The sequence below is a fragment of the Rhodococcus sp. T2V genome, assembly GCF_029269925.1.
Lineage (GTDB): Bacteria > Actinomycetota > Actinomycetes > Mycobacteriales > Mycobacteriaceae > Rhodococcus_F > Rhodococcus_F koreensis.
This window is the reverse complement of the sequence record NZ_JARJBD010000113.1, coordinates 1-21,332: the sequence shown is the minus strand read 5'-3', so window position 1 is coordinate 21,332 and position 21,332 is coordinate 1. Positions and strand designations below refer to the sequence as shown.

At 67.3% G+C, this 21,332-nt stretch carries 18 protein-coding genes and 1 pseudogene; 8 read left to right on the top strand and 11 right to left on the bottom strand.

Translation table 11 applies throughout. The features are described from left to right. Positions 1 to 11: 11 nt before the first annotated feature. The gene (locus P3H15_RS46650; RefSeq protein ID WP_072939552.1) at positions 12 to 752 is read right to left on the bottom strand and encodes an Asp/Glu/hydantoin racemase; all 741 of its coding nucleotides are present in this window, start codon (positions 750 to 752) and stop codon (positions 12 to 14) included. Positions 753 to 835: 83 nt separating this feature from the next. On the opposite strand from P3H15_RS46650, the gene P3H15_RS46645 reads away from it, so the two are divergent. From P3H15_RS46645 to P3H15_RS46630, 4 genes are all read left to right on the top strand, one after another. Next, a complete protein-coding gene (locus P3H15_RS46645; protein WP_276143535.1) occupies positions 836 to 1,810 on the top strand; it encodes a D-2-hydroxyacid dehydrogenase in 975 nt (324 codons plus the stop codon). 36 nt (positions 1,811 to 1,846) lie between these two features. Next, a complete protein-coding gene (locus P3H15_RS46640; RefSeq protein WP_276143534.1) occupies positions 1,847 to 3,217 on the top strand; it encodes an amidase in 1,371 nt (456 codons plus the stop codon). Positions 3,218 to 3,355: 138 nt separating this feature from the next. Further along, a complete protein-coding gene (locus P3H15_RS46635; RefSeq protein ID WP_276143533.1) occupies positions 3,356 to 4,843 on the top strand; it encodes a hypothetical protein in 1,488 nt (495 codons plus the stop codon). Next, entirely contained in the window at positions 4,840 to 5,187 is a 348-nt protein-coding gene (locus tag P3H15_RS46630) for a YidH family protein (RefSeq protein WP_095863124.1), read from the top strand. The genes P3H15_RS46635 and P3H15_RS46630 overlap by 4 nt, the downstream gene beginning before the upstream one ends. Before the next feature lie 7 nt (positions 5,188 to 5,194). On the opposite strand, the gene P3H15_RS46625 is transcribed toward P3H15_RS46630, so the two are convergent. From P3H15_RS46625 to P3H15_RS46585, 9 genes and pseudogenes are all read right to left on the bottom strand, one after another. Next, positions 5,195 to 6,079 carry a formylglycine-generating enzyme family protein gene (locus P3H15_RS46625; RefSeq protein WP_276143543.1) on the bottom strand — a complete coding sequence of 295 codons (885 nt, stop codon included), beginning with the start codon at positions 6,077 to 6,079 and terminating at the stop codon, positions 5,195 to 5,197. A gap of 75 nt (positions 6,080 to 6,154) precedes the next feature. After that, positions 6,155 to 7,096 (bottom strand): HAD family phosphatase, encoded by a 942-nt coding sequence (locus P3H15_RS46620; RefSeq protein WP_276143532.1) that lies wholly within the window; start codon positions 7,094 to 7,096, stop codon positions 6,155 to 6,157. A gap of 5 nt (positions 7,097 to 7,101) precedes the next feature. Next, positions 7,102 to 8,640, bottom strand: coding sequence for an arylsulfatase (locus P3H15_RS46615; RefSeq protein ID WP_276143531.1), 1,539 nt, complete (start codon positions 8,638 to 8,640; stop codon positions 7,102 to 7,104). Positions 8,641 to 8,746: 106 nt separating this feature from the next. Then, a complete protein-coding gene (locus tag P3H15_RS46610; protein ID WP_276143530.1) occupies positions 8,747 to 9,400 on the bottom strand; it encodes a hypothetical protein in 654 nt (217 codons plus the stop codon). A 58-nt stretch (positions 9,401 to 9,458) separates the two neighbouring features. Further along, a complete protein-coding gene (locus P3H15_RS46605) occupies positions 9,459 to 9,917 on the bottom strand; it encodes an Rrf2 family transcriptional regulator (protein WP_276143529.1) in 459 nt (152 codons plus the stop codon). A gap of 10 nt (positions 9,918 to 9,927) precedes the next feature. Next, positions 9,928 to 10,672 (bottom strand): annotated as a pseudogene (locus P3H15_RS46600) (SDR family oxidoreductase). 73 nt (positions 10,673 to 10,745) lie between these two features. Beyond that, the gene (treS, locus tag P3H15_RS46595; RefSeq protein ID WP_276143528.1) at positions 10,746 to 12,935 is read right to left on the bottom strand and encodes a maltose alpha-D-glucosyltransferase; all 2,190 of its coding nucleotides are present in this window, start codon (positions 12,933 to 12,935) and stop codon (positions 10,746 to 10,748) included. A gap of 107 nt (positions 12,936 to 13,042) precedes the next feature. Further along, on the bottom strand, positions 13,043 to 13,927 hold the full coding sequence (locus P3H15_RS46590; RefSeq protein ID WP_276143527.1) for an LLM class flavin-dependent oxidoreductase: 885 nt from the start codon (positions 13,925 to 13,927) through the stop codon (positions 13,043 to 13,045). Positions 13,928 to 13,970: 43 nt separating this feature from the next. Further along, positions 13,971 to 15,032, bottom strand: a complete 1,062-nt coding sequence (locus P3H15_RS46585) for a LacI family DNA-binding transcriptional regulator (protein ID WP_276143526.1) — start codon at positions 15,030 to 15,032, stop codon at positions 13,971 to 13,973. Between the two features lie 223 nt (positions 15,033 to 15,255). On the opposite strand from P3H15_RS46585, the gene P3H15_RS46580 reads away from it, so the two are divergent. From P3H15_RS46580 to P3H15_RS46565, 4 genes are all read left to right on the top strand, one after another. After that, complete coding sequence (locus P3H15_RS46580) at positions 15,256 to 15,921, top strand: ThuA domain-containing protein (RefSeq protein WP_276143525.1); 666 nt, start codon at positions 15,256 to 15,258, stop codon at positions 15,919 to 15,921. A 20-nt stretch (positions 15,922 to 15,941) separates the two neighbouring features. Further along, entirely contained in the window at positions 15,942 to 17,729 is a 1,788-nt protein-coding gene (locus tag P3H15_RS46575; protein WP_276143524.1) for a thiamine pyrophosphate-binding protein, read from the top strand. After that, complete coding sequence (locus P3H15_RS46570; RefSeq protein ID WP_276143523.1) at positions 17,726 to 19,312, top strand: GMC oxidoreductase; 1,587 nt, start codon at positions 17,726 to 17,728, stop codon at positions 19,310 to 19,312. Before P3H15_RS46575 ends, P3H15_RS46570 begins: the two co-directional genes overlap by 4 nt. A gap of 853 nt (positions 19,313 to 20,165) precedes the next feature. Continuing rightward, positions 20,166 to 20,816 (top strand): response regulator transcription factor, encoded by a 651-nt coding sequence (locus P3H15_RS46565; protein WP_276143522.1) that lies wholly within the window; start codon positions 20,166 to 20,168, stop codon positions 20,814 to 20,816. Positions 20,817 to 20,871: 55 nt separating this feature from the next. Here the strand turns inward: P3H15_RS46565 and P3H15_RS46560 are convergent, their stop codons facing one another. Further along, positions 20,872 to 21,093, bottom strand: a complete 222-nt coding sequence (locus tag P3H15_RS46560; protein ID WP_276143521.1) for a hypothetical protein — start codon at positions 21,091 to 21,093, stop codon at positions 20,872 to 20,874. Positions 21,094 to 21,332 lie beyond the last annotated feature (239 nt).

Here is a 21,332-nt window from a genome sequence, read left to right as displayed (position 1 = left end):
GTGAGGGTGTGTCAGAAGACGTTGCGGAGCCACTTGCCGGGCCCCGTCATGGGGAGTTTCATCCGGCCCAGACAGGCCCAGATCGTGAGCTGGTTGGCGGTGAGGACCGGTTTGCCGAGTTCCTGCTCGAGCGGGGCGATGACGTCGTAGGTCGGCAGGTTCGTACAGCTGACGAAGATCGCCTCCGACCGGGGGTCGTCCGCCGCGATGATCCGCTCGGCGATCGTGCGGTAGTTGACCTTCCAGATGCCGCCGCCGAGCCCGAGGTGATCGGAGCGCACCACCTCGGTGCCGGCCTCGTTCAGGAACGCGTGCAACCGTTCGGTCAGCGGGGCGTCGTACGGCGTGATCACCGACAGCCTGCTCAGCTCGAGGTGTTCGATCGCCTCGACCAGCGCCCCGGACGTGGTGACCGCGTGCAGGGCGCCGGCCTCGCAGATCGCGTCGCACAGCGTCCGCTCGTATTCGAGGCCCTTGATGAAACTTCCCGACGTGCACAGATACGCCACGACCTCCGGCTCGACGTGCAGGACGTCGCGCGTGGCCGCCATGAGGTGTCTTCGCTCGGACACGAGTTCGGCCATCTCCAGGCTGACGGGCACGGGTTCGTACGGTGTGCGCGCCAGATGCAGGCTCACCTCGAGGGGAGCCCAACGCCACAGTTCACGTTCGAGCGCCAGGTCGAACGGGGCGATGATGCCAATTCCCCGTTGCGCGATCGGCCCCTCGAATTCGGGAATGTTCAGTTCCAACACCAGGCCTCACCTTCGATTCGGCCGCGCCCGAGCATTTTCAGATTGTTGACAATCATACGAGTTACTCTTACGGTGTCAACGTGAGTCGGAACCCGATCGTCGCGGTGCTACATGCCCACGTTCTGCCGAGCGACGAACTCATGGCACCGGTCGCGTCCCGTGCCGAAGTTCGCTTCACCGGCAAGGCGGGGTTGAGCGACGCCCTCGACGGCGCGGACGTGCTGTTTCTCTACGACTTCCTCACCGACGCGGTGCCCGGAGCGTGGCATGCCGCCGGTTCCCTGCAGTGGCTGCACATCGCCGCGGCCGGCGTCGATCCCGTCATGTTCCCCGAGGCCCGCGACAGCGACGTCACGATCACCAACTCCCGGGGCGTGTTCGACGGCGCGATCGCCGAGTACGTGCTCGCCCAGATCCTCTCCTTCGCGAAGGATCTGCCGGGTTCGCTGCGACTGCAGCAGTCCCACACGTGGCAGCACCGTGAATCCGAGCGGATCTCGGGCCGCACCGCCCTGATCGTCGGCACCGGACCCATCGGCCGCGCCACCGCCCGGCTTCTCCGCGCCGCGGGGATGAAGGTCAGCGGTTCGGGTCGCACCGCCCGCGACGCCGATCCCGACTTCGGGACGGTCACCGCCACCGCAGATCTCCCGGAGCAACTCGCGGCCGCCGATTACGTGATCGCGGTGGCCCCGCTCACCGAGCAGACCCGTCACCTGTTCCGCGATACGACGTTCGCCGCGATGAAGCCGGGCGCCCGGTTCGTCAATGTGGGACGTGGTGAGCTCGTGCGCACCGACGACCTCGTCGCGGCGCTGCGCGCGGGAACGATCGCGGGCGCCGCGCTCGACGTGTTCGACACGGAACCGCTCCCCGCGGACCATCCACTCTGGGACATGCCGAACGTGTCGATCACGCCCCACAATTCGGGCGACTTCGCGGGCTGGCGCGACGACCTCGTCACCGTGTTCACCGACAATTTCGAACGCTGGGTGACGGGGTACCCGCTCGAGAACGTAGTTGACAAGCACCTCGGGTACGTACCGAGCCGATGATGACAGGGCCCGAACGTCCAGGCTGAAGGAGTTCTCATGAATCCCACCGACATGACCGCCGTCGAACTGGTCACGGCCTACTCGTCCGGAGAACTTTCACCGGTGGAGGCGACGCAGGCGATGCTCGACGCCATCACCGAGCGTGATCGCGCCATCAACTCCTACTGCCTCGTCGACGAGGAGCGGGCGCTCGCGCAGGCCCGGAAGTCCGAGGAGCGCTGGAACACCGGCTACTCCAAGGGACTGCTCGACGGCGTCCCGATCTCCATCAAGGACATCTTCCTCACCGACGGCTGGCCGACGCTCCGCGGATCGCAGGCCGTCGACGAGGACCAGCCGTGGGACGTCGACAGTCCCGTGGCCGCCCGGCTGCGCGAGGACGGGATGGTGTTCCTCGGCAAGACCACGACCCCCGAGATCGCCTGGAAGGCCGTCACCGACAGCGCCCTGTGCGGGATCACCCGCAACCCCGCCGACCCGACCAAGACGGCCGGTGGTTCCTCGGGCGGCAGTGCCGCGGCGGTCGCCGCGGGTCTCGGCCCCTGCTCCGTCGGCACCGACGGCGGCGGCAGTGTGCGGATCCCCGCGTCGTTCTGCGGCGTCGTCGGTTTCAAGCCCACCCACGGTCGGATCCCCCTGTTCCCGGCGAGCCCGTTCGGGCCGCTGGCGCACGCCGGCCCGATCACCCGCACGGTCGAGGACGCGGCGCTGCTGATGGACATCCTGGCGCTGCCCGACCCGCGCGACCCGACGTCGCTCGCGCCGTCCCCGACCACCTTCCGCGGCGAAATCGGCCGCGACGTGGTCGGACTCGGCGTCGCGTACTCCCCCACACTCGGCTACGTGACCGTCGATCCCGAGGTCCGGGCGATCGTCGACCGGGCGGTGCAGGCCATCGACGCGGCGGGCCTGCCGGTCACCGCCGCCGACCCCGGGTTCGACGATCCGATCGACGCCTTCGAACTGTTGTGGGCGGCCGGGGCCGCCGCCATGCTGAAGAATTTCCCGGAGGGGGCACGCGACAAGGTCGACCCGGGCCTCGGCAAGGTCTGGGAACGAGGCGAGAAGTTCAGCGCGGTCGAGTATCTCGACGCTCGCGCGGTCGCCGCGGACATCGGCATCACGATGGGAAAATTCCATCTGACGCACAACGTCCTGCTCACTCCCACCGTCCCCATTCCGGCTTTCGAGGCGGGGTACGACGTGCCGCCGGGCAGCGATCTCACCGGCTGGCCGCAGTGGACGCCGTTCACGTACCCGTTCAACCTGACCCAGCAGCCGGCGATCAGCATCCCGGTCGGTCGCACCGCGGCGGGTCTGCCGGTGGGCCTGCAGATCATCGGCCCCCGGCATTCGGACGACCTCGTGCTCGCGGTCGCACGGTACGCAGAACACGTCCTCGGCTAGGTCGGCCGAAAAGCACCCGATTCGCGCTGCATCCGAGGATGATCAGAACTGGGCCCGGTGCTGCGAACATCTGCTCTGCTGCCGGGTGACAGTTGCCTGACAGAAGTTTTCGGGATCGGGGAGAGCCCGGGAGAGTAGATGACAGCAATGCCGGTGTCCGGGGTCCCGCCGCATTCGCCGCAGGACCGGGATCCGTTCGCCCCGGGCATGGTCGTCGCCACTCGATACACACTCCTCGGACGATTCGCCGCACCCGACTGGGTGCAGTGGTGGCACGCGCACGACACCGAACTGTGCAGGGACGTCTCGCTGAGCCTCGTCGACTCGGCGCACCTCCGCGACACCGACACCCGTCCGGATCCGGTGGCGCGGTTCTGCCGGAACACCACCGGCACCAGCTTCAGCCACGAGGGGCGGATCGCGCAGGTCTACGACATCGCGGCGGTCGGCGACCGGATCGCCGTGGTCGCGGAATGGACGCCCGGATGGCGGCTCGCGGATATCGCGCACACGGTTCCTCGGCCGTTGGACGCCGCGCGCATCGTGCGCGACCTCGCCGCCGCCACCGCGGACGCGCACCATTTCGGTGCCCGCATCTCACTCGATCATCCCAACCGGGTGCGGATCTCCCGGGAAGGACTCGCGGTCCTCGCCTTCCCCGCTACCCTCGCCGCGGCGAGCACGGCCGACGACGTCGCCGGCCTCGGCGCGCTGCTGTACGCACTGTTGCTCGGGACGTGGCCGCTGCCTTCGTCCGGCGAGACCCACGCGGCCGGACTGCCCCCCGCCGGTCGTCGGGGTGACGGTTCCGTCGTCCCGCCACATCGGGTGCGGCCCACGATTCCCCGGCGACTGTCCGACGTGGCCGTCAACGCCCTCACCCGGCGACCCGGGATGGACACCGCGCAGGCGGTGGTCGACGCCCTCGACCGGATGCTGGCCGACGCACGGGCTCGGTCGGCTCCCGCGTTCGCCCCGAAGAAGAAGCTCCGCCCGAAGGCCGACGACCGGTCGGCCCGACCGAGGGCGCCGCTTCCCGCGATGAGCGCCGCGCTCGCCGTGGTCGTCGCCCTCGGCGCCGCCGGGTGGGCGATCGGCACCTCGTTCACCGCGTCGGACGCACCACCCGCGGCCGTCGCGGACAGCACGCTCAGCGAGATCGCGCCCGCACCGGAACCCGATCCGGTACCGCTGATCCCGTCGTCCGCGACCGTCTACTCCCCCCAGCACTTCCCGGACAACGGGACGAGGGCGTCGCTCGCGGTCGACGCGAACCCGGCAACATTCTGGGCCACCGACCGCTACCCGCAGCAACTGCCGCCGACGAAGGGCGGCGTGGGTCTGATCGTGTCGTTCCCCAAGCCCGTCGATCTGCGGACCGTCTGGATCGAATCACCGACGCCGGGCACCAGGGTCGAGATCCGGACCGCGCCCGCCGCCTGGGCCGGCATCGGCCACACCCAGTTGCTCGGCGCCGCCACGCTCGCGCCCGGAGTCACCCGGATCGCCGCCCGGACACCCGCACCCACCACCCGCGTCCTCGTGTGGATCTCCGGACTGTCCCCGGTCGAATCCGGGTTCCAGTCGAGCCTGGCGGAGATCGGATTCCTGGGCGGCGGCACATGAGTCGCGACATCTTCGGCCCCACCCAGCCGAACACGGGCAGCACCGCACGCGACCACCTCGCGAACGAGCGCACCTATCTCGCGTGGCATCGCACCGGCATCAGTGTCGCCGCGCTCGGTGTGGCGGTGGCGAAGTTCGCCCCGCACCGCGGCGACCACGCCATTGCCGCCGGGTTCATCCTGATCGGCGCGGGCCTGCTGGTATCCGCCTACGGCACCTACCGATACCGGGTCATCAGCAGGCAGATCGAATCCGGGGTATTCGCGCCGGCGACGTTCGCCGCCGTCGTCACCTCCAGCGTCGTCACACTGCTCGCGCTCCTCGCCGTGCTGGTCCTACTCTGACCCGGGCCTACTCTGATATGGGCACGGCCTCGACGCAGCGGAATCCGATGTGGCTCATCCCGGTGTCGACCATCTGCGGCCGCCGCGCCGCGGGCCGGTATCGGCGGCAGTAGCTGTCGGCGCAGAGGAACGATCCACCCTTGATCACCCGCCGCGGAACCCGGAACTGGGGTTGACGCGGGTCGAAGCTCTCCGCCATGCCGGGCCCACGCGGATTGCGTGGCGCACAGCACGACTGCGCGGTGTCGTCGTGCCGATCGGCGTACCAGTCGTCGGTCCACTCCCACACGTTTCCCGCCATGTCGAACAGACCGTAGTCGTTGGGCCGATAGCTACCGACGGCGGTCGTGGTGCCGTACCCCGGGTCGGCGCGCCACGGGAAGTCCCCGTGCCAGTAGTTCGCCGGCGGCGGAGACTCGGCGTCCGGGGTGTCGCCCCAGGTGAATTCGGCCTGGTCGAGACCGCCGCGCGCCGCGGCCTCCCACTGCGCCTCGGTGGGGAGGGACCGTCCGGCCCACTGTGCGTACGCGGCGGCGTCCTCGTGGGCGACGTGGACGACGGGATGTCGTTCGCGGCCGGCGAGGGTCGACGCGGGTCCGGTGGGGCGCTGCCAGGACGCGCCGACCGTCCAGGTCCACCACTGGCTCAGGTGACGGAGATCGACCGGCCCGCGGGTGGGGGTGAACGCCATCGATCCGGGTTGCAGATTCTCCGCGGGAGCCCCCGGAAAGTCGTCGGGGTCCAGCGGACGCTCGGCGACCGTGACGTAGCCGGTGTCCCGCACGAACGCCGCGAACTGTTCGTTGGTGACCGGGTACGCCTCGATAGCGAACGCGTCGACCGCCACCCGATGCGCCGGACCCTCTTCCGGGTAGTGCCGATCCGAGCCCATGGTGAACGTCTGGGCGGGGATGCGACGGACGTCGGAAACGGTCACGGTGTCCACGAAGTCTCCCCTTCCGACTGCTCAGGTGACGGCCGGCGAGAAGACGCTCGTCCAATCGTTCTTCATGCTTACCACGGTCCAGTTGTGCGCTCGTGCCTCTTCGAGGGCCTGCTCGGCGCCAGCGACGTAGTCGAATTCGCGATCGGCGTCGTCGTGCAGGATCAGCACCCGCAGGGACGGGCGGCCGGGTAGCCCGGAGAACGCCAGCATCGGCAGGTCGCCGTTGGAGTTGCCGACCGACAGGATCGGCCGACGCCCGATCCTGCTCCAGATCCGGACCGGTTTCTCCGGTCCGTCGTCGAAGAAATCCATTGCCGCCTTGTAGAGCAGCTCCGTCCGGCCCTCCTCCGCGCGGTAGGAGAGGCCGAGTGCGCTGCCGATGATCCGTTCCGGCGGCACCCCGTAGAGCTGCCCCGCGATCGGGCGCATGAAGTCCCGGTCACCGCCGGACGCGATGTAGATCGTGAATTCGTTCGCCTCCAGGTAGCGCAGCAGCTCGACCATCGGTGCGTATCCGCAGCCCCGGTACGGTCGACCGAGCGTCGGATGGTCCGCCCCGTCGAAGAATGCGGTCACGCGGGCGTCGTAGTCCTCGACGCTGACCTCGTCGAACGCCCGGGTGATCGCACCCATCAACAGCTTCAGATCCGCGTCGTCGCCGTGATAATGCTTGACCATCGCGGCGCCGAGCCATGTCGGGTCGTGCTCGTGCGCGGCCTGCCAGGGCTGCGTCTGCTGCAGATCGGGATCGGCGGCGGCCATCTCCGCCAAGCGCCGGATCGTGAAGTCGAGTTGGATCGGCATCGGCTTCTCGCACCACAGTGTGCCATCGTTGTCGAAGACGGCCACCCGGTCCGCAGGCTCGACGAAGTCCGGCCCCCGGGCCGTTACCCGTCCGACGAAGTCCTCGATCGCGGACCGCGACGATCCGTCCGCCCAGGAACCACCCAGACCGGCTCCCATCCCGGTCAATCCTTCGCCAGGAAGGCGTGCAGCTTCGCCACCGCATGGTCGATCGTGAAGCTCGCCGGCTCCTGCCTCGGCGGGAACTCCTTGAACGTTTCGAGGAACTGAGTGGTGATGACCGTTCCGTAGATGGCGATGTAGTCGTGGTCGAGGAACCAGTCCCAGTAGGTGTTCGACGTGATGTCGGCCCGCTCGAACGGGTCGGTGCGCAGGTTGAACAGTTTCGGTAGCCGCAGTGGAGTGAACGGCTCCGCCCACAGTCCGAGGGTGCCCTGCGACCGCTGCTCCATGAACACGATCTTCCAGTTGTCGAAGCGGATGCCCAGCACGTCGCAGTCGTCGGAGAAATAGACCATTCCCCGTCGCGGGGACTTCTCGACCTCACCGGTGAGGTACGGGAGCAGGTTGTAGCCGTCGATGTGCGCCGTGAACCTCTTGTCGCCGGCGTCGTAACCGCTCTTCAGTTGCTCGACGACCTCGGGTGCACCCGCGGCGGCGAGGAAGGTGGGCAGCCAGTCGTGGTGCTGAACGATCTCGTTGGAGACCACCCCGGCGGGGATCTTGCCCGGCCATCGGATCACTTCCGGGACGCGGAACGCCCCCTCCCAGTTGGTGTCCTTCTCGCTGCGGAACGGGGTGGTCGCGCCGTCCGGCCACGTGTTCGCGTGCGGGCCGTTGTCGGTGCTGTAGATGACGATGGTGTTCTCGGCGAGACCCAGTTCGTCGACGGCGTCCAGCAACTGGCCGACGTGCTTGTCGTGATCGATCATGGTGTCGTGGTACGGCGACTGCCAGTGCCCCGCCTGACCGATGCTTTCCGGCTTCGTGTGCGTCCGCAGGTGCATGTGCGTGGTGTTCATCCACACGAAGAACGGGGTGTCCGCCTCCTTCTGCCGCGTGATGAAGTCGATTGCCGCGGAAACGGTCTCGTCGTCGATGGTCTCCATGCGCTTCTTGGTCAGCGGCCCCGTGTCCTCGATTCGCTGCTTCCCGAGCGGCCCGTACCGCGGATCGACCTCGCCGGCATCCTCCTCGGTGGCCCAGCAATGGAGGACGCCGCGCGGCATCATCACCTCGTGCAGTTTGGGATAGTCCTGCGCACTGGGATAGTCGGGGAGCTCGGGTTCTTCCTCCGCGTTGAGGTGGTAGAGGTTGCCGAAGAACTCGTCGAAACCGTGGACGGTCGGCAGATACTTGTTCAGGTCGCCGAGATGGTTCTTTCCGAATTGTCCGGTGGCGTATCCGAGGGGCTTGAGCAGCTCGGCGATGGTGGGGTCTTCGGGCGACAATCCGACGTCGACTCCCGGGATCCCGACCTTGCTCATGCCGGTCCGGTACACGCTCTGCCCGGTGATGAACGACGCCCGGCCCGCGGTGCAGCTCTGCTCCCCGTAGGAGTCGGTGAACTTCATGCCTTCGTCGGCGAGACGGTCGATGTTCGGCGTGCGGTACCCCATCAGTCCGTCGCTGTAGCAGCTGAGATTGGTGATTCCGATGTCGTCGCCCCAGATGACCAGGATGTTCGGCTTCGGGTCCGTCATCTGTCTCTCCTCGCATCATCGGGGGAATCGCAGTCCTGACGATGCTCGCGGGACGTTCCCGCCACATCACCCGCGCCGGGTGAGAACCTCGTGCCGCCGACTTGCGTCAGTCCGGCGGCACCGACGCCGGTCGGTCCACGGCCAGGATGTACACGCTGATCACCATCACCCACGCCGGAAACACCAGCGTCACCCAGAGACTGAAGCTGACGACCACCAGGAGCGTGAGTGACAGCACGTAGGTGGCGACGGCCAGCCATCGCGGCATCAGCCCGGTGCGGAGCCAGATGGTCCCCAGCGAGATCATGAACACCCCGGCCATGCGAACTCCGTACACGTTGTTCACATGCAACATCACCTCGCGACCGAAATAGACGAGGTCGTTCTGCGGAGCGGTCGGCAGCCGGGATATGGCGAGCATTCCACCGGCGAGGGCCATCGACACGAAGGTCGTCGCGAGGAACAACAGCCCACTCCCCAGGAAGACGGTCGAGAAGAATCGGTCTTCGAGGTCTCCGAGCCGGTCGCGAACGACCCCGATGAACCACAGGAACGCGATGCCCGCGAAGGGCGCGAGGACCAGCGCCGTCGTGATCTGCGTCTGGTGGCTCTCCCACGGGGTGCCCGCGGCGCCCGGCAGTGCGCTGCGCAGCAGGACGATGCTGGAGGCGAACAGGACACCGAAGACGACACCGGCGACGGCTGCGGCCCGTGGGGTCCGCAGCCGGTGGTACTCGGCATCGCCCCGTGTGCCGGCCATGATCTTCAGTCTTCGCCGCGGTCACACTCCGGGGCAACAGGGACCGCGGATCGAGCAGCTATCCGAAGGCCTCCAGTGTCGCTTTGAGAACGGTGACGTCCAGCGTCGCCGCCAGATCGGCGATCGTCACACTCGTCAGCGTGCCCCGCCACGCACGCTCCGCGTCGGCCATGACCTTCGCGATGCCGCAGGGGGCCGTGCACTGTTCCGGTGGCGCCGCGAGCAGCCCCTGCTGGCGGATCTCGGTGCACCGAAATGCCGGCGCATCGCCGTCGACCGCCTGCACGACGTCGAGCACCGTGATGTCGCCGGGGGCGCGGGTGAGGACGTACCCGCCGTCGCGGCCCTCGGTCGGGTGGACGAGACCGGCCCGTGCCAGCGACTGCAGGTGCTTGGCGAGATAGGACTTCGACACCCCGTGCAGGTCTGCCAGCCGCGCGGTCGGCACCGGACCCTCGGCCTGGCTGAGCACGACGCAGCAGTGGAGCGACCACTCCACACCACCGGAAATCTTCATGCTCACGACCCTATTTGCGCAACCATTCGTCCAGGGTGGTCGGGGCGATCCAGGCGCCGGCGCCGGGTGTCGGCGTGATCGCCGCGTCGTCGAGTTGCGCACCGAAGTAGCCGGCGGCGGGATCGGTCGTCACGGACCGCTTGTCGCCGGTCGACGCGAACAGCCGGCGCACCAGTTCGTCGATGCCCAGCGGCTCGGGACCGGCGATCTCGACGGTGCCGTTCAAGGGGGCGCCGGCGGCGACCTCCGCCACCCGGGACACGACGTCACGCGAGGCGATGGGCTGCAGGTGCGCCGGCGTCGCGTGCACCGTGTCGCCGACGGTCCCGGCGTCGGCGATGCCCGCGATGAACTCGAAGAACTGGGTCGATCGCACGATCGAGTAGGGCACCGGGCCCGCCTTGACCACGTCTTCCTGCGCGACCTTGGCCCGCATGTACCCGGAGTCGGGAAGCCGGTCGGCGCCGACGATGGACAGGACCACATGGTGCCTCACACCGGCGGCCTCCTCGGCGGCGAGCATGTGCTTCGTCGAGTCCCGGAAGAACGCCAGGACGTCGTCGTCCGCCCTTCGACGGCGAGTTGGTCAGGTCCACCACCGCGTCGGCTCCCGCGACGGCCTCCGCGACGCCCTTGCCGGTGGTCGTGTCGATTCCGTCGCCGCGGCCGAGTGCCACGACGTCGTGCCCGGTCTCGCCGAGCGTGGCCGCGACCTGCCGTCCGATCAATCCGTTTCCGAAAATGACGATCTTCACGTCTTCTCTCCTTTACTCGGATAAGTCATATCCGAGTTTACTCCGATAAGTGTTGTCCGAGTCAAGACCCGCATCATGCCGATTCCGGTCGCACGACGACGGGCACGCCCTCGTACGGCGCGAGGGTGATCGGGAAACTGTGCAGCTCGTCCACGGCGCCGATCTGTTCGTCGGTGAACAAGTTGACCGCAGGAGAGCCCGCCGGCAGGAACTGCGACTGGACGGTCGCGGCGATCTCCTCGGACGTGAAGTTGAGGACCGTGACCTCCAGACTCGCGTCCGCCAGTTCGTGGACCATCACGAGCAGCCCCTTGTGCGACACGGTCGGCACGTCGAGCTGGACGGCGGTGGCGATGCCGAATCGGTTCCGGACGTCGATGATGCGGGCCAGCCGGCGCGCGAAGGACGCCGGATCCTGCAGTTGCACAGGCAGACTCCCGTACAGACTGTGCCCGCGGGGAATGCCCGACTCCGACCGCTCGGCGTCCGGGTTGACGCCCATCAGGTCGTGCGCACCCCGGTTGATCCAGCGGGTGTCTCCCTCCGCGAGGAGATCGGCGACATCCTCGGACGGCACCGGAAGCAACCCGCACAGGTCCCAGCCCGACAGTGCGAAGACTCCCGGCTGAAGTGCGTTGAACATCGCCAGCAACAGGTGGGCCTGCTTGACGGTGTCGATGTCGGCGGCGTCCATCCGGTCGAGGTCGCGAATGCCCAGCGCGGCGGTGATGACACTGGCTGTCGTGCAGGCGATCCCGTTCGTGGTGAACGTGCGGTTGTATGGCGCCCACCGCCCGGTGAGCCGCTCGCACAGGTCCTTGCGGATGCGGTCACCGAGGTCCGACCCGGTGACGGACTCGCCGCCGTAGTCGAACTCGTCGTCCTTGTGCAGCGTCGCGAAATGGACCAGCTCGAACGTCAGCTCGTCGTGGTTCTGCAGAGCGTGGACGAGCGAAGCCGCGTCGACGCCGTGATCGCGGGCGAGGTTCATCGTCAACCGGAGGAATTCGGTGTTCCCCATGACCAGCGCATGGTGGTAGGCGGGGCGATTGATGAAGTCGTACGACAGGTCGGCGCCGGTCGTGCCCATCGCCTTGATGTCGTCGATGGTGAGGTTCAACTCCTGGAACGTGAATCCGCCCATCTTCCGGACGATGCTGGCGATGAGGTGATTCGCCGCCTCCGACAGCGGGTGCCCCTCCGACCAGCCGGGAAGCCCCTCGGTGCGGCGTTCCACCCCGAGGAAACCGTTGGCGTCCAGGCGGAGCGCCCCTGCGCCGAGGTCCGCGATGGAATGGCAGGCGTCGCCGATGACGAGGCGCATGCCCGCGAACGACGGATCGAGCCAGTTGATCGACGGCTGCCCCGCCTTGAAATAGTGCAGATACACCCACCTGCGCTCGACGCCGTCCACCCCCATCACCGCGGGTGTGACACTCCAGTTGGTCTCCTTCACCCCGAGTTCGTAGAAGATGACCCGCTGGAGTTGCCCGATGATGTACCCCGCGCGGGCGAGTTGCGCCTCGGTGTCGGCGTCGATGTTCACCGCGTCCCGCCCGTCCGGCACGCGGGGAAGCAGGTGCCAGTCCTGCTGTTCGATCTCCACCATGTGATAGATGCCCGGATAGTCGGCGTGCGCCATCTCGGCGAGCCGGAAGTCGGCGCCCTTACCCGTGTGACCGGGGACGATGTCGTCGATGACGATGCCGTCGTACGCTGCGGCGACGACGCAGAGCTTCCGGAACTCCTCCTCCGTCCCGAACGCCGAGTCGATCTGCATGCTGATGCGGTCGAAGTGGCCGTCCACCGAGGGCGTGGCCCGCCACCCGTCGATCCCACCGGCCTGCTTCACCGGCCCCGTGTGCACCGCTGTCACCCCGATCTCGGAGAACGCCTGCCACAGCGACTCGTCGCCGAGCGAACTCAGGAAACTCGCGCCGGGCGCCGTGATGATCGAGATCGGGTACGCCGTAAACCACACCGAACCCCGCTCCACCGCGGCCCGCGGATCGGGGTCGGCATACGGGTTCTGCCACATGCTGCCCTTGCCGGACAACTGCTCCGCGATCAACTTCGCATCGTGCAGGATCGACTGGTTGATCAGCCACTCCACGTACTTCGGGTTGTCCGGCACCGGCTCACCCGACTGCGCATCCACCCTGGCCGCGCGGCGGACCGACGGTTTCAACGGCCGCGGACGCGCCGGATAGAACTGCTCGTCGTAGCTGATCTCGCTGGGCTCGTGATGGATCTCGGGGTTCATGGTCCTCCGTCGTCATCTCGTCGACTCCGCCGCACCGGCCGGCTACCCGTCCACCGTCCCACGGAAACGACCGCCCGGCATGCGGAGTTGGAGATCGAACCGCTCGATCACCCAGCGAGCAGCGGTGTGACGTCCCGGCCGACGAATTCGACGAATCCCAGCAGATCCGGTTCGTCCTCGGTCGGCGTGATCACCACGGACGTCGCACCCAGACCGGCGAGTCTGCGCACCTCCGCGGCGATGGTGGCCGCGTCTCCCGCAACCCCGATTCCCGCGTCGGCCGGTTTCTCCCACCGCGCCAGTTCCGCATCCACCCGTCGCTGCGCACCGTCGCCGGTGGCGGCGATCTTCGGAACAACGACGTGATGCGAGGCGGCCCGGTCGCCGCCGATCTCCTCCGCGATCAGGTCGCGGGTCCGGCGGATGTCGTCGTCGCCGACCGCGGACGGGAGGAGGTTGCCGTCACCCAGCCGCGCCGCCAGGCGGATCGTCTTGGGGCCTTCGCCCCCGAGCATCAGCGGCACTCGCTCGGCCGGGGGCCAGTCCAGTGTCACGTCGTCGAGCCGTACGTACCGCCCCCGGGTGCTCACCGACTCGCCGTCGAGCAGCGCCCGCAGCGCCACCGAGTACTCCGCGAGCAGGGTCATCGGCGACCCGGCCCGGGCACCCACCTGCTCCATCCAGTCCTGCACCCCGTGTCCGACACCCGCGATGACCCGGCCCGGAAACAACCGGGCCATCGTGGCGATCTCCATCGCGGTGAGCGCGACGTTACGCAGCGGGACGGGCATCAACCCGACGCCGACGTGGATTCGTTCCGTCCATGCGAGCGCCGCGGCCGCCGACGCAACGCCGCTCTCCTTGAAACAGTCTTCCCACAACCAGATCTCGTCGAGGCCGCTGCTCTCGGCCACCCGCGCGAAGTCTCTCAACCGCTCGGGTTCGATCGTCGGGATGAACGTCACGCCCAGTCGTGGCACCGCATTCGTCATCGACCCATCATGCGCGATCAGGCCCGGCCGAACCGGAGCATCGTCACGATTCCCGCAACCGGGCGGTGCTGGCGCGCACGACCAGTGACGTCTTCATCAACGATCGCGTGCGGGTGCCGCCACCCAGTCGATCGAGCAGGATCGTCGCGGACGCACGCCCCTTCTCGACGATCGGCTGATGAATCGTGCTGAGACCGAGAAGTTCTGCGACGGGCGCGTCGTCGAAACCGATGACGGACATGTCGTCCGGGACCGACAGCCCGCGCTCGCGCAGCACCTGCCACGCCGCCACCGCGTGCACGTCGGACGTCGCCACGAGCGCGGTGGGCTGTGCGGCGTCGAGCAGGATCCGGGTGGCCTCGGCACCGGAGTCGCTGTCGATGTTGCCCGCCACCACGATGGACAGTTCCTCCACCGGAAGGTGATGGTCGCGGGCCGCGTCGAAATAGCCGGCGAGGCGTTCGCGTGCGTTGCGCTCGGTCGCCGCACCGACGTCGTCCGCCGTGACCATCCGGCAGTCGGAATTCTGGCCGAGTTTGTCGACGATGATCCCGATGCGCCGATGGCCCAGTTTCAGGATGTGGTCCATCTGGAGATAGGCGCCGTTCCGGTCGTCGATGGCCACGAACGGCAGTCCCGCGCTTCTCGGCGAATCGACCACGACGGCCGGGATGCCCCGCGCGATGATCGCCTCGACCAGGGGATGACCGTCCGGGACGTTGTGGATGACCACACCGTCCACGAGTCCACGCAGGACCAGCGAATTCGGGGGCGAGTCCGGCGAGCCACCGCGGGAGGCCGGGAACAGGGTGAGGGCGATGTCGGCGGAGTTCCCGATTTCCGCGATGCCCTTCATCAGCAGGGTCACGGACGGATCCTCCAGCGCTTGCACCGGGGAGTCGGGCACGATCACGCCGACCGCGCCGATCCGCCCCGACCGCAGGCTGCTCCCGGCGATGTTCGGCCCGGCGTAGCCGAGGTCCGCGGCCACGGAGTAGATGCGTTCCCGTTGTGTTGCAGAGACCTTCGATGATTTGCTGAAGGCGTAGGAGACGGTGGCGACCGATACTCCGGCCGCTTTCGCGACGTCTTTCATCGTGACCACGTGGTACTCCCTCGTCGGCGTTCATCGGCCACAACCGGCCGTTGCACACCGAAGCGCACAAGGTGGCGAAGCCCGATCCTAGTCCGCGGTCGGGCGCTCCCGACGCTCCCCTCGGCATCACCCATTGACAGCGCTCCATCCGGTGATACGATTCACCACCATAAGTTAATCGTTTCACCATCTGCTTTTCACCATTCCGGTTTCACCATCCACGGGAGCTCTCATGACCAAGGTCCTCTACCTCTACGGCGGCTGGCCCGGCCACCATCCGTACGACATCGCCGCATGGGCACGCGAACTGTTCTCCGAGCTGAACTACCAGGTCGAGGAGTCGCAGGACATCTTCACCCTCGACCGCGACCTGACCGGATACGACCTGATCGTGCTCGGCTGGAACAACGCGCTCACCACCGAAGACCTGAGCGATTCGCAGGAGAAGAACCTGCTCGACGCCGTCGCGGCCGGAACCGGGGTCGCGGCGTGGCACGGCGCCGCCGCCGCGTTCCGGGCGAGCCTGAAGTACCACTTCCTCCTCGGCGGCGACTTCGTCGAACACCCTGCGGGAGAAGCCTTCCCGCAGCCGTACAAGGTGAGCATCACCGATCGCGAGCACGAGGTGACCGCGGGTGTCGAGGACTTCGCCGTCGCGTCCGAGCAGTACTACATGCACGTCGACCCGAACAACCGGGTCCTCGCGGAGACCGAGTTCAGCGGCGAGCACCTGCCCTGGCTGGAGGGACTGCGCAGCCCGGTGGCGTGGGTGCGCCAGTGGGGCGCCGGCCGCATCTTCTACCACTCGATCGGCCACACCCCGGCCGACCTGTCGGAGCCGAACGTGCGCCGGCTGACCAAGCAGGGCCTGCGCTACGCCGCCCGCGTAGCGAACTGACACAGCAAGGAGACACGATCATGGCGAAATTGACCGGCGGGCAGGTGGTCGCCCAGGTCCTGAAGCAGTACGGCGTCGAGTACGTCACCGGCATTCCCGGCCACGGCATCTGGTCGCTCACCGATGCGTTCCTGGAGAAGGGGTCCGAGATCCCGTTCATCCAGGTCTACCACGAGCAGAGCGCCACGCACCTCGCGGACGGCTACTACCGGGTGTCCGGTAAGCCGATGGCCGCGGTGGCGTCGATCGGGGCGGGCGCCGCGAACACCGTGCTCGGTCTCGCGACCGCGTACAGCGACTCGACGAGTCTGCTGTGTATCACCGGCGGGCCGCCCACCCACATGCGCGGGCGCGGTCTGCTCCAGGAACTCGAGCGGCACACCGACAACGGCTTTCCGCAGGTCACCGACGCGGTGTCGAAGCGCAGCTGGGTCGCCACCCGCGTGGAGGAACTGCCGTTCATCATGCACCGCGCGTTCAGCACCATGCTGACCGGCCGCCCGGGGCCTGCGCACATCGAGGTGCCGATGGACGTGCAGGCCGAGGCCGCCGACGTCTCGCTCCACGACCTCACCCGACGGCTGCCGGTCGGCCTGCAGCAGCCCGACCCGCTGGCGATCGACAAGGCCGTCGACGTGCTCCGTGACTCGCGCCGCCCGGTGATCGTCGTCGGCGGCGGCGCCATCACGTCCGACTCGGCCGACGAGGTGCTCGCCCTCGCCGAGGCATGGCAGATCCCCGTGGTCACCACGTGGAACGGCAAGGGCGCGTTCCCCGAGGACCACGCACTGTTCGCGGGCAGCGTCGGCCAGACCGGCACGATCGTCGGCAACGCCGTCGCCTCTGGCGCCGACGTGGTGATCTCCATCGGATGCCGGTTCACCGACTGGTCCTCCTCCAGCTACGCGCAGGGAGTGACGTTCTCGATTCCGCCGGCGAAGCTCATCCACATCGACATCGACCCACACGAGATCGGCAAGAACTACCCGGCCGAGGTCGGCATCGTCGCCGACGCCAAGCCGACCGTCGCCGCGATCGTCGCATCCCTCCCCCGCAGCAGCGCCGACCGCTCCGAATACCTCGCCGAACTCGAACAGCTGAAGGCGGAATGGGAGGCCAAACTCGCAGGCCGACGCGACTCCGACCGGTTCCCGTTCACCTCGCAACGTCCCCTCGGTGGCCTGCGGTCGGTGATGGAGCGGGACGGCATCATCGTCGCCGGCTCCGGCAACACCCAGGGCGCCGTGAAGCAGACGTTCCCGGTGTATCACCCGCGCACGCACCTCACCTCCGGCGGATTCTCGTCGATGGGCTGGGCGGTGCCCGCCGCGATCGGCGCCAAGCTCGCCGCCCCCGACCGTCAGGTCGCGTGTGTGCTCGGTGACGGCGACTTCCTCATGACGTCGCAGGAGATCGGTGTCTGCGTGCAGCACGACATTCCGGTCGTGTTCGTGGTCCAGGACAACGCCGGCTTCATGTCCATTCGCGGCGGCCAGCGCAAGCAGACCAGCCGGCACATCGGTACCGAATTCAACCGCCCCGACGGCACCCCATACAGCCCCGACTTCAAGGCGCTCGGCCAGTCGTTCGGCCTCGAATCGTTCCGGGTGGACGACCCTGCCGACCTCGAGAGCACGTACCGGAAGGCCTTCGATTCGAAAGCGCCTGCCCTGATCGAGATCCCGACGGATCGTGACGCCGCCGGACCGTGGGTTCCCGGGTGGTGGGACTTCCCCGTCCCCGCGTACATCGACGACGAACGTCAGGACGAGTACTGGACGACCCGAGCCAAGGAACAGCACCTGTGAGAACCTCGGGCCACGATCAGATCGACGCGTATTCACCACTGCGCGAGGGCGCGGTGGTCGAGGTGGGCGACTCCGACACGGTCACGGCCGATGTCGTGGTCGTCGGGTCCGGGATGGGTGGTTCGACCCTGGCGTGGGCGCTCCGGGATCGGGACGTCGACGTCCTGGTCGTCGAACGCGGCCGGTTCCTCCCCCGCGAGGTGGAGAACTCGCAGGCCGCGGAGATGTTCCTCGAGGGCCGGTACAAGACCGCCGAACCGTGGTTCGACGGCAGCAACGGTGAGCCGTTCCAGCCCGGTGTGTACTACTGGGTGGGCGGCAACACGAAGTTCTACGGCGGCAGCCTCCCCCGCTTCCGCGTCACGGATTTCGAGGAGACGCAGCACTACGACGGCATCTCACCGAAGTGGCCGTTCAGCTACGCCGACCTCGAACCGTTCTACGCCGAAGCGGAGCGTCTCTACCAGGTGCACGGCAGCGACGGCGAGGATCCGACGGAACCGCCGCGGTCGTCTCCGTACCCGTTGCCGCCGCTGCCGCACGAGCCGACGATCGAGCGTTTCGCCTCCTCGCTGCGGGGGCAGGGTCTGCACCCGTTCCACACGCCGAACGGCATGAACCTGACGACGCAGGAGCATCGCCGGCAGTCGACCGCGTCGGACGGCACCCCGTCGCAGACCGACCACAAGAGCGAAGCGGAGAACCGCGCACTGCGCCCCGCCCTCGAATCGGAGCGCGTGCGCCTGCTCACCGAGGCCAAGGTGACGCGCCTGCTCACCGACGCGAAGGGCACGCGAATCGTCGCCGCGGAGGCCGCGTTCCGTGGTCGCACGATCCGGATCACCGCCAACCAGTTCGTGGTCTCTGCGGGCGCGGTCAACACCGCGGCACTGCTGCTCCGCTCGGCCGACGAACGGAACCCGGACGGTCTCGGCAACTCGTCGGGACTGCTGGGCCGGAACTACATGGTGCACAACAGCACGTTCTTCATGGGCGTCAACCCGTTCCGGACCAACACGACCGCGTGGCAGAAGACACTGGGCATCAACGACTGGTACGTCGCCGGCCCGGACAACGAGTTCCCGCTCGGCAATCTGCAGATGCTCGGCAAACTGCAGGCCGCGCACGTGAAGGGCGCACGGCCCTGGGCCCCGATGTGGGCGCTGAAGACGGTGGTGGATCGCAGCCTCGACATCTACCTCACCACGGAGGATCTCCCGGCGCGCAGCAACCGGGTCCGGGTCGACGGCGACCGCATCATCGTCGACTGGACGCCCAACAACACTGCGCCGCACCGTGAACTGGTCCGCCGGGTCTCCGCGGCGGTCCGCAGGGCGGGGTACCCGATCATCCTCACCGAACGGATGGGGATCGCGACGAACTCGCACATGTGCGGAACCGCGGTCGCCGGTACCGATCCGGCGGCGAGTGTCCTCGACCCGAACTGCCGCAGTCACGACATCCACAACCTGTGGGTGGTGGACGGGTCGTTCTTCCCGTCGTCGGCGGCGCTCAACCCCGCGCTGACCATCGCAGCCAACGCGCTGCGGGTCTCACCCCACATCGCCGTCGCGGCCGGGTGAAACCGAACTGAACCCGTCAGGCTGTACCAGCGACTCAGGCCCGGAGCCGGTTGATAAACCGGCCCGGGCCTGAGTAGTTCTCGGAAAGCAGCGGAGTTTCGTCCTCACAGTGAGAAGTGCGGATGGAGGGTATTGAGCCCGCCCCATTGGAGTGGACTCCGCGGACAATGGTTCCAGGAGAGCCAGGAGGGATGTCGATGTGGGACGCCAGTCTCTGTACACGGAGGAATTCAGGAAAGACGCGGTCGCGCGGGCATCAGTGGCGAGACGCTACGGACGTGGGTCCGTAAGGACACCGCCCGTAACGGGGGCTGGCGCGGCACCCGAGGGTGCCGGGTCGGTTCGAATAGTTTGACGAACAAACAGATTACGAACCTTTACGCACTGAAGTTTGTGCACGAAACACGCAAACTTACCAATTGATTACCCAAACATACTGTAAATCGACAACTTTCAAGGACCGCTCAAAGCGGACGAAACCGACACCCCGCGCGCGCCGACACTGCCCCACCAAATCGCCGGGCACCCACCCATCACGAACCGGGGACATGCCGTCGCTCCAGGTCACAGCCCCATCGCAGGACAATCAGGCCCGGCAGGGTCGAGCGCGGCACGCCAGAGACTCACCTCGTCGGGCCATGCCCGCCGTACGATATGCGCCACACGCCCGTGGGGGTACGAAATTGATCATCATCGGCGCTGGAAACCAGCGACAACGCATGGGAGGATATCGGTCTGCCCCGTGCGGCACGGCTCGAAAACATCGGCAACGAGACTGCCATCCCTGCCCACACGCACACAACTCCGTGACGCGTCGCCGACGATCGTCGACCCTCTCCACCAGGAGCCGACCATGCCTCCGACCCCGGCATCACCCACCACCCCGGCATGCATCGTGCTCATCGACGCCGTCGCCGATCGCCTCATCACACAACAACTCAACAGCCCCGACATCCCTCCCTCCATCGAAGTTGTCGACGTCCGCGCGATCGACCATCGGGGAAGGGACATCATCGAGGCGCTGCGCGCAACCCGGTTCACCGGCGGCCTCGTGATCATCAGCCAATCAACTGCAGAAGACCGAGTCGCGCTCCTCGACGCCGGCGCCGACCATGTACTCGATCCCTCGAGAGGTGTAAACGAACTCATAGCCTGGATCCGATCCATAACCCGCCGCACCCAACTGGACCGAAGAACACACCTCCTCCCTGGGCACCTCGACCCCACCCTCACGCTCTGCACACGCACCAACACAATCGTCAACAACGGACTGCGCGCCGACGTCACCGAAACCGAACGCAAAATCCTCGCCGTACTCCTCCGCAACCGCGGCAACATCGTCCACCGCCACCACCTTCTGATGGTCATCTGGGGAATCACCTGCGACTCCACCACCAACGTCCTCAACGCCTACATCTGGTCGATCCGCCGCAAACTCGCCACCATCCACGCTCCCTCCGCCCTCCAGACGATCCGTGGAAAGGGATTCGTCCTAATGACGTGACACGGCATACCTATTGCTGTGCTACTGGAGTCCAGAGATCAACCTCGACTGTGGGTTATTCGATACTGACCACAAGTGAATAATTCACCCCGCGGTCGCTTTGGTCGTAGGCGCGCCGGTTCTTCCACCATCCCGCGACCGGATACACGGCGATCGCCTCCTTGCTCGCCAGCGCTGCAGCAGAGCCCTTCCAAATATCGGTGTGAAGCGAGCCCGACGACTGTTGCTGGTTGGAGCCGAACAACCAGCCCTTTTCGGTGGCCAGTTTGAGAGGCATTCACCGTTTTCACGTGCGCGAGCGTTGATCCGGAGCCGGAATGGGTCGACGTTGCCTTCGGGGCGGCGGACTGCGAAGCGTAGGCCGTGCGAAGGGTAGAGGTATCGACCGGTCCAACCACGATTCGACGGGTTGGGCTCGATGAAATAGGACAAGGTGACGCGCAGAAGGACCTCGGTGCCGCCTAGGTAGCTAAAAGCGGCGTAGCCAGATTATTGAGTCAAGTTTTGTGATGTTCG

What these genes read in the sequence shown, in the direction of transcription:
- P3H15_RS46640 (WP_276143534.1), top strand. Translation starts at nt 1,847, where the DNA reads ATGAATCCCACCGACATGACCGCCGTCGAACTGGTCACGGCCTACTCG.
- P3H15_RS46635 (WP_276143533.1), top strand. Translation starts at nt 3,356, where the DNA reads ATGACAGCAATGCCGGTGTCCGGGGTCCCGCCGCATTCGCCGCAGGAC.
- P3H15_RS46630 (WP_095863124.1), top strand. Translation starts at nt 4,840, where the DNA reads ATGAGTCGCGACATCTTCGGCCCCACCCAGCCGAACACGGGCAGCACC.
- P3H15_RS46625 (WP_276143543.1), bottom strand. Translation starts at nt 6,079, where the DNA reads ATGGGCTCGGATCGGCACTACCCGGAAGAGGGTCCGGCGCATCGGGTG.
- P3H15_RS46620 (WP_276143532.1), bottom strand. Translation starts at nt 7,096, where the DNA reads ATGGGAGCCGGTCTGGGTGGTTCCTGGGCGGACGGATCGTCGCGGTCC.
- P3H15_RS46615 (WP_276143531.1), bottom strand. Translation starts at nt 8,640, where the DNA reads ATGACGGACCCGAAGCCGAACATCCTGGTCATCTGGGGCGACGACATC.
- P3H15_RS46610 (WP_276143530.1), bottom strand. Translation starts at nt 9,400, where the DNA reads ATGGCCGGCACACGGGGCGATGCCGAGTACCACCGGCTGCGGACCCCA.
- P3H15_RS46605 (WP_276143529.1), bottom strand. Translation starts at nt 9,917, where the DNA reads ATGAAGATTTCCGGTGGTGTGGAGTGGTCGCTCCACTGCTGCGTCGTG.
- treS (WP_276143528.1), bottom strand. Translation starts at nt 12,935, where the DNA reads ATGAACCCCGAGATCCATCACGAGCCCAGCGAGATCAGCTACGACGAG.
- P3H15_RS46590 (WP_276143527.1), bottom strand. Translation starts at nt 13,927, where the DNA reads ATGACGAATGCGGTGCCACGACTGGGCGTGACGTTCATCCCGACGATC.
- P3H15_RS46580 (WP_276143525.1), top strand. Translation starts at nt 15,256, where the DNA reads ATGACCAAGGTCCTCTACCTCTACGGCGGCTGGCCCGGCCACCATCCG.
- P3H15_RS46575 (WP_276143524.1), top strand. Translation starts at nt 15,942, where the DNA reads ATGGCGAAATTGACCGGCGGGCAGGTGGTCGCCCAGGTCCTGAAGCAG.
- P3H15_RS46565 (WP_276143522.1), top strand. Translation starts at nt 20,166, where the DNA reads ATGCCTCCGACCCCGGCATCACCCACCACCCCGGCATGCATCGTGCTC.
- P3H15_RS46560 (WP_276143521.1), bottom strand. Translation starts at nt 21,093, where the DNA reads ATGCCTCTCAAACTGGCCACCGAAAAGGGCTGGTTGTTCGGCTCCAAC.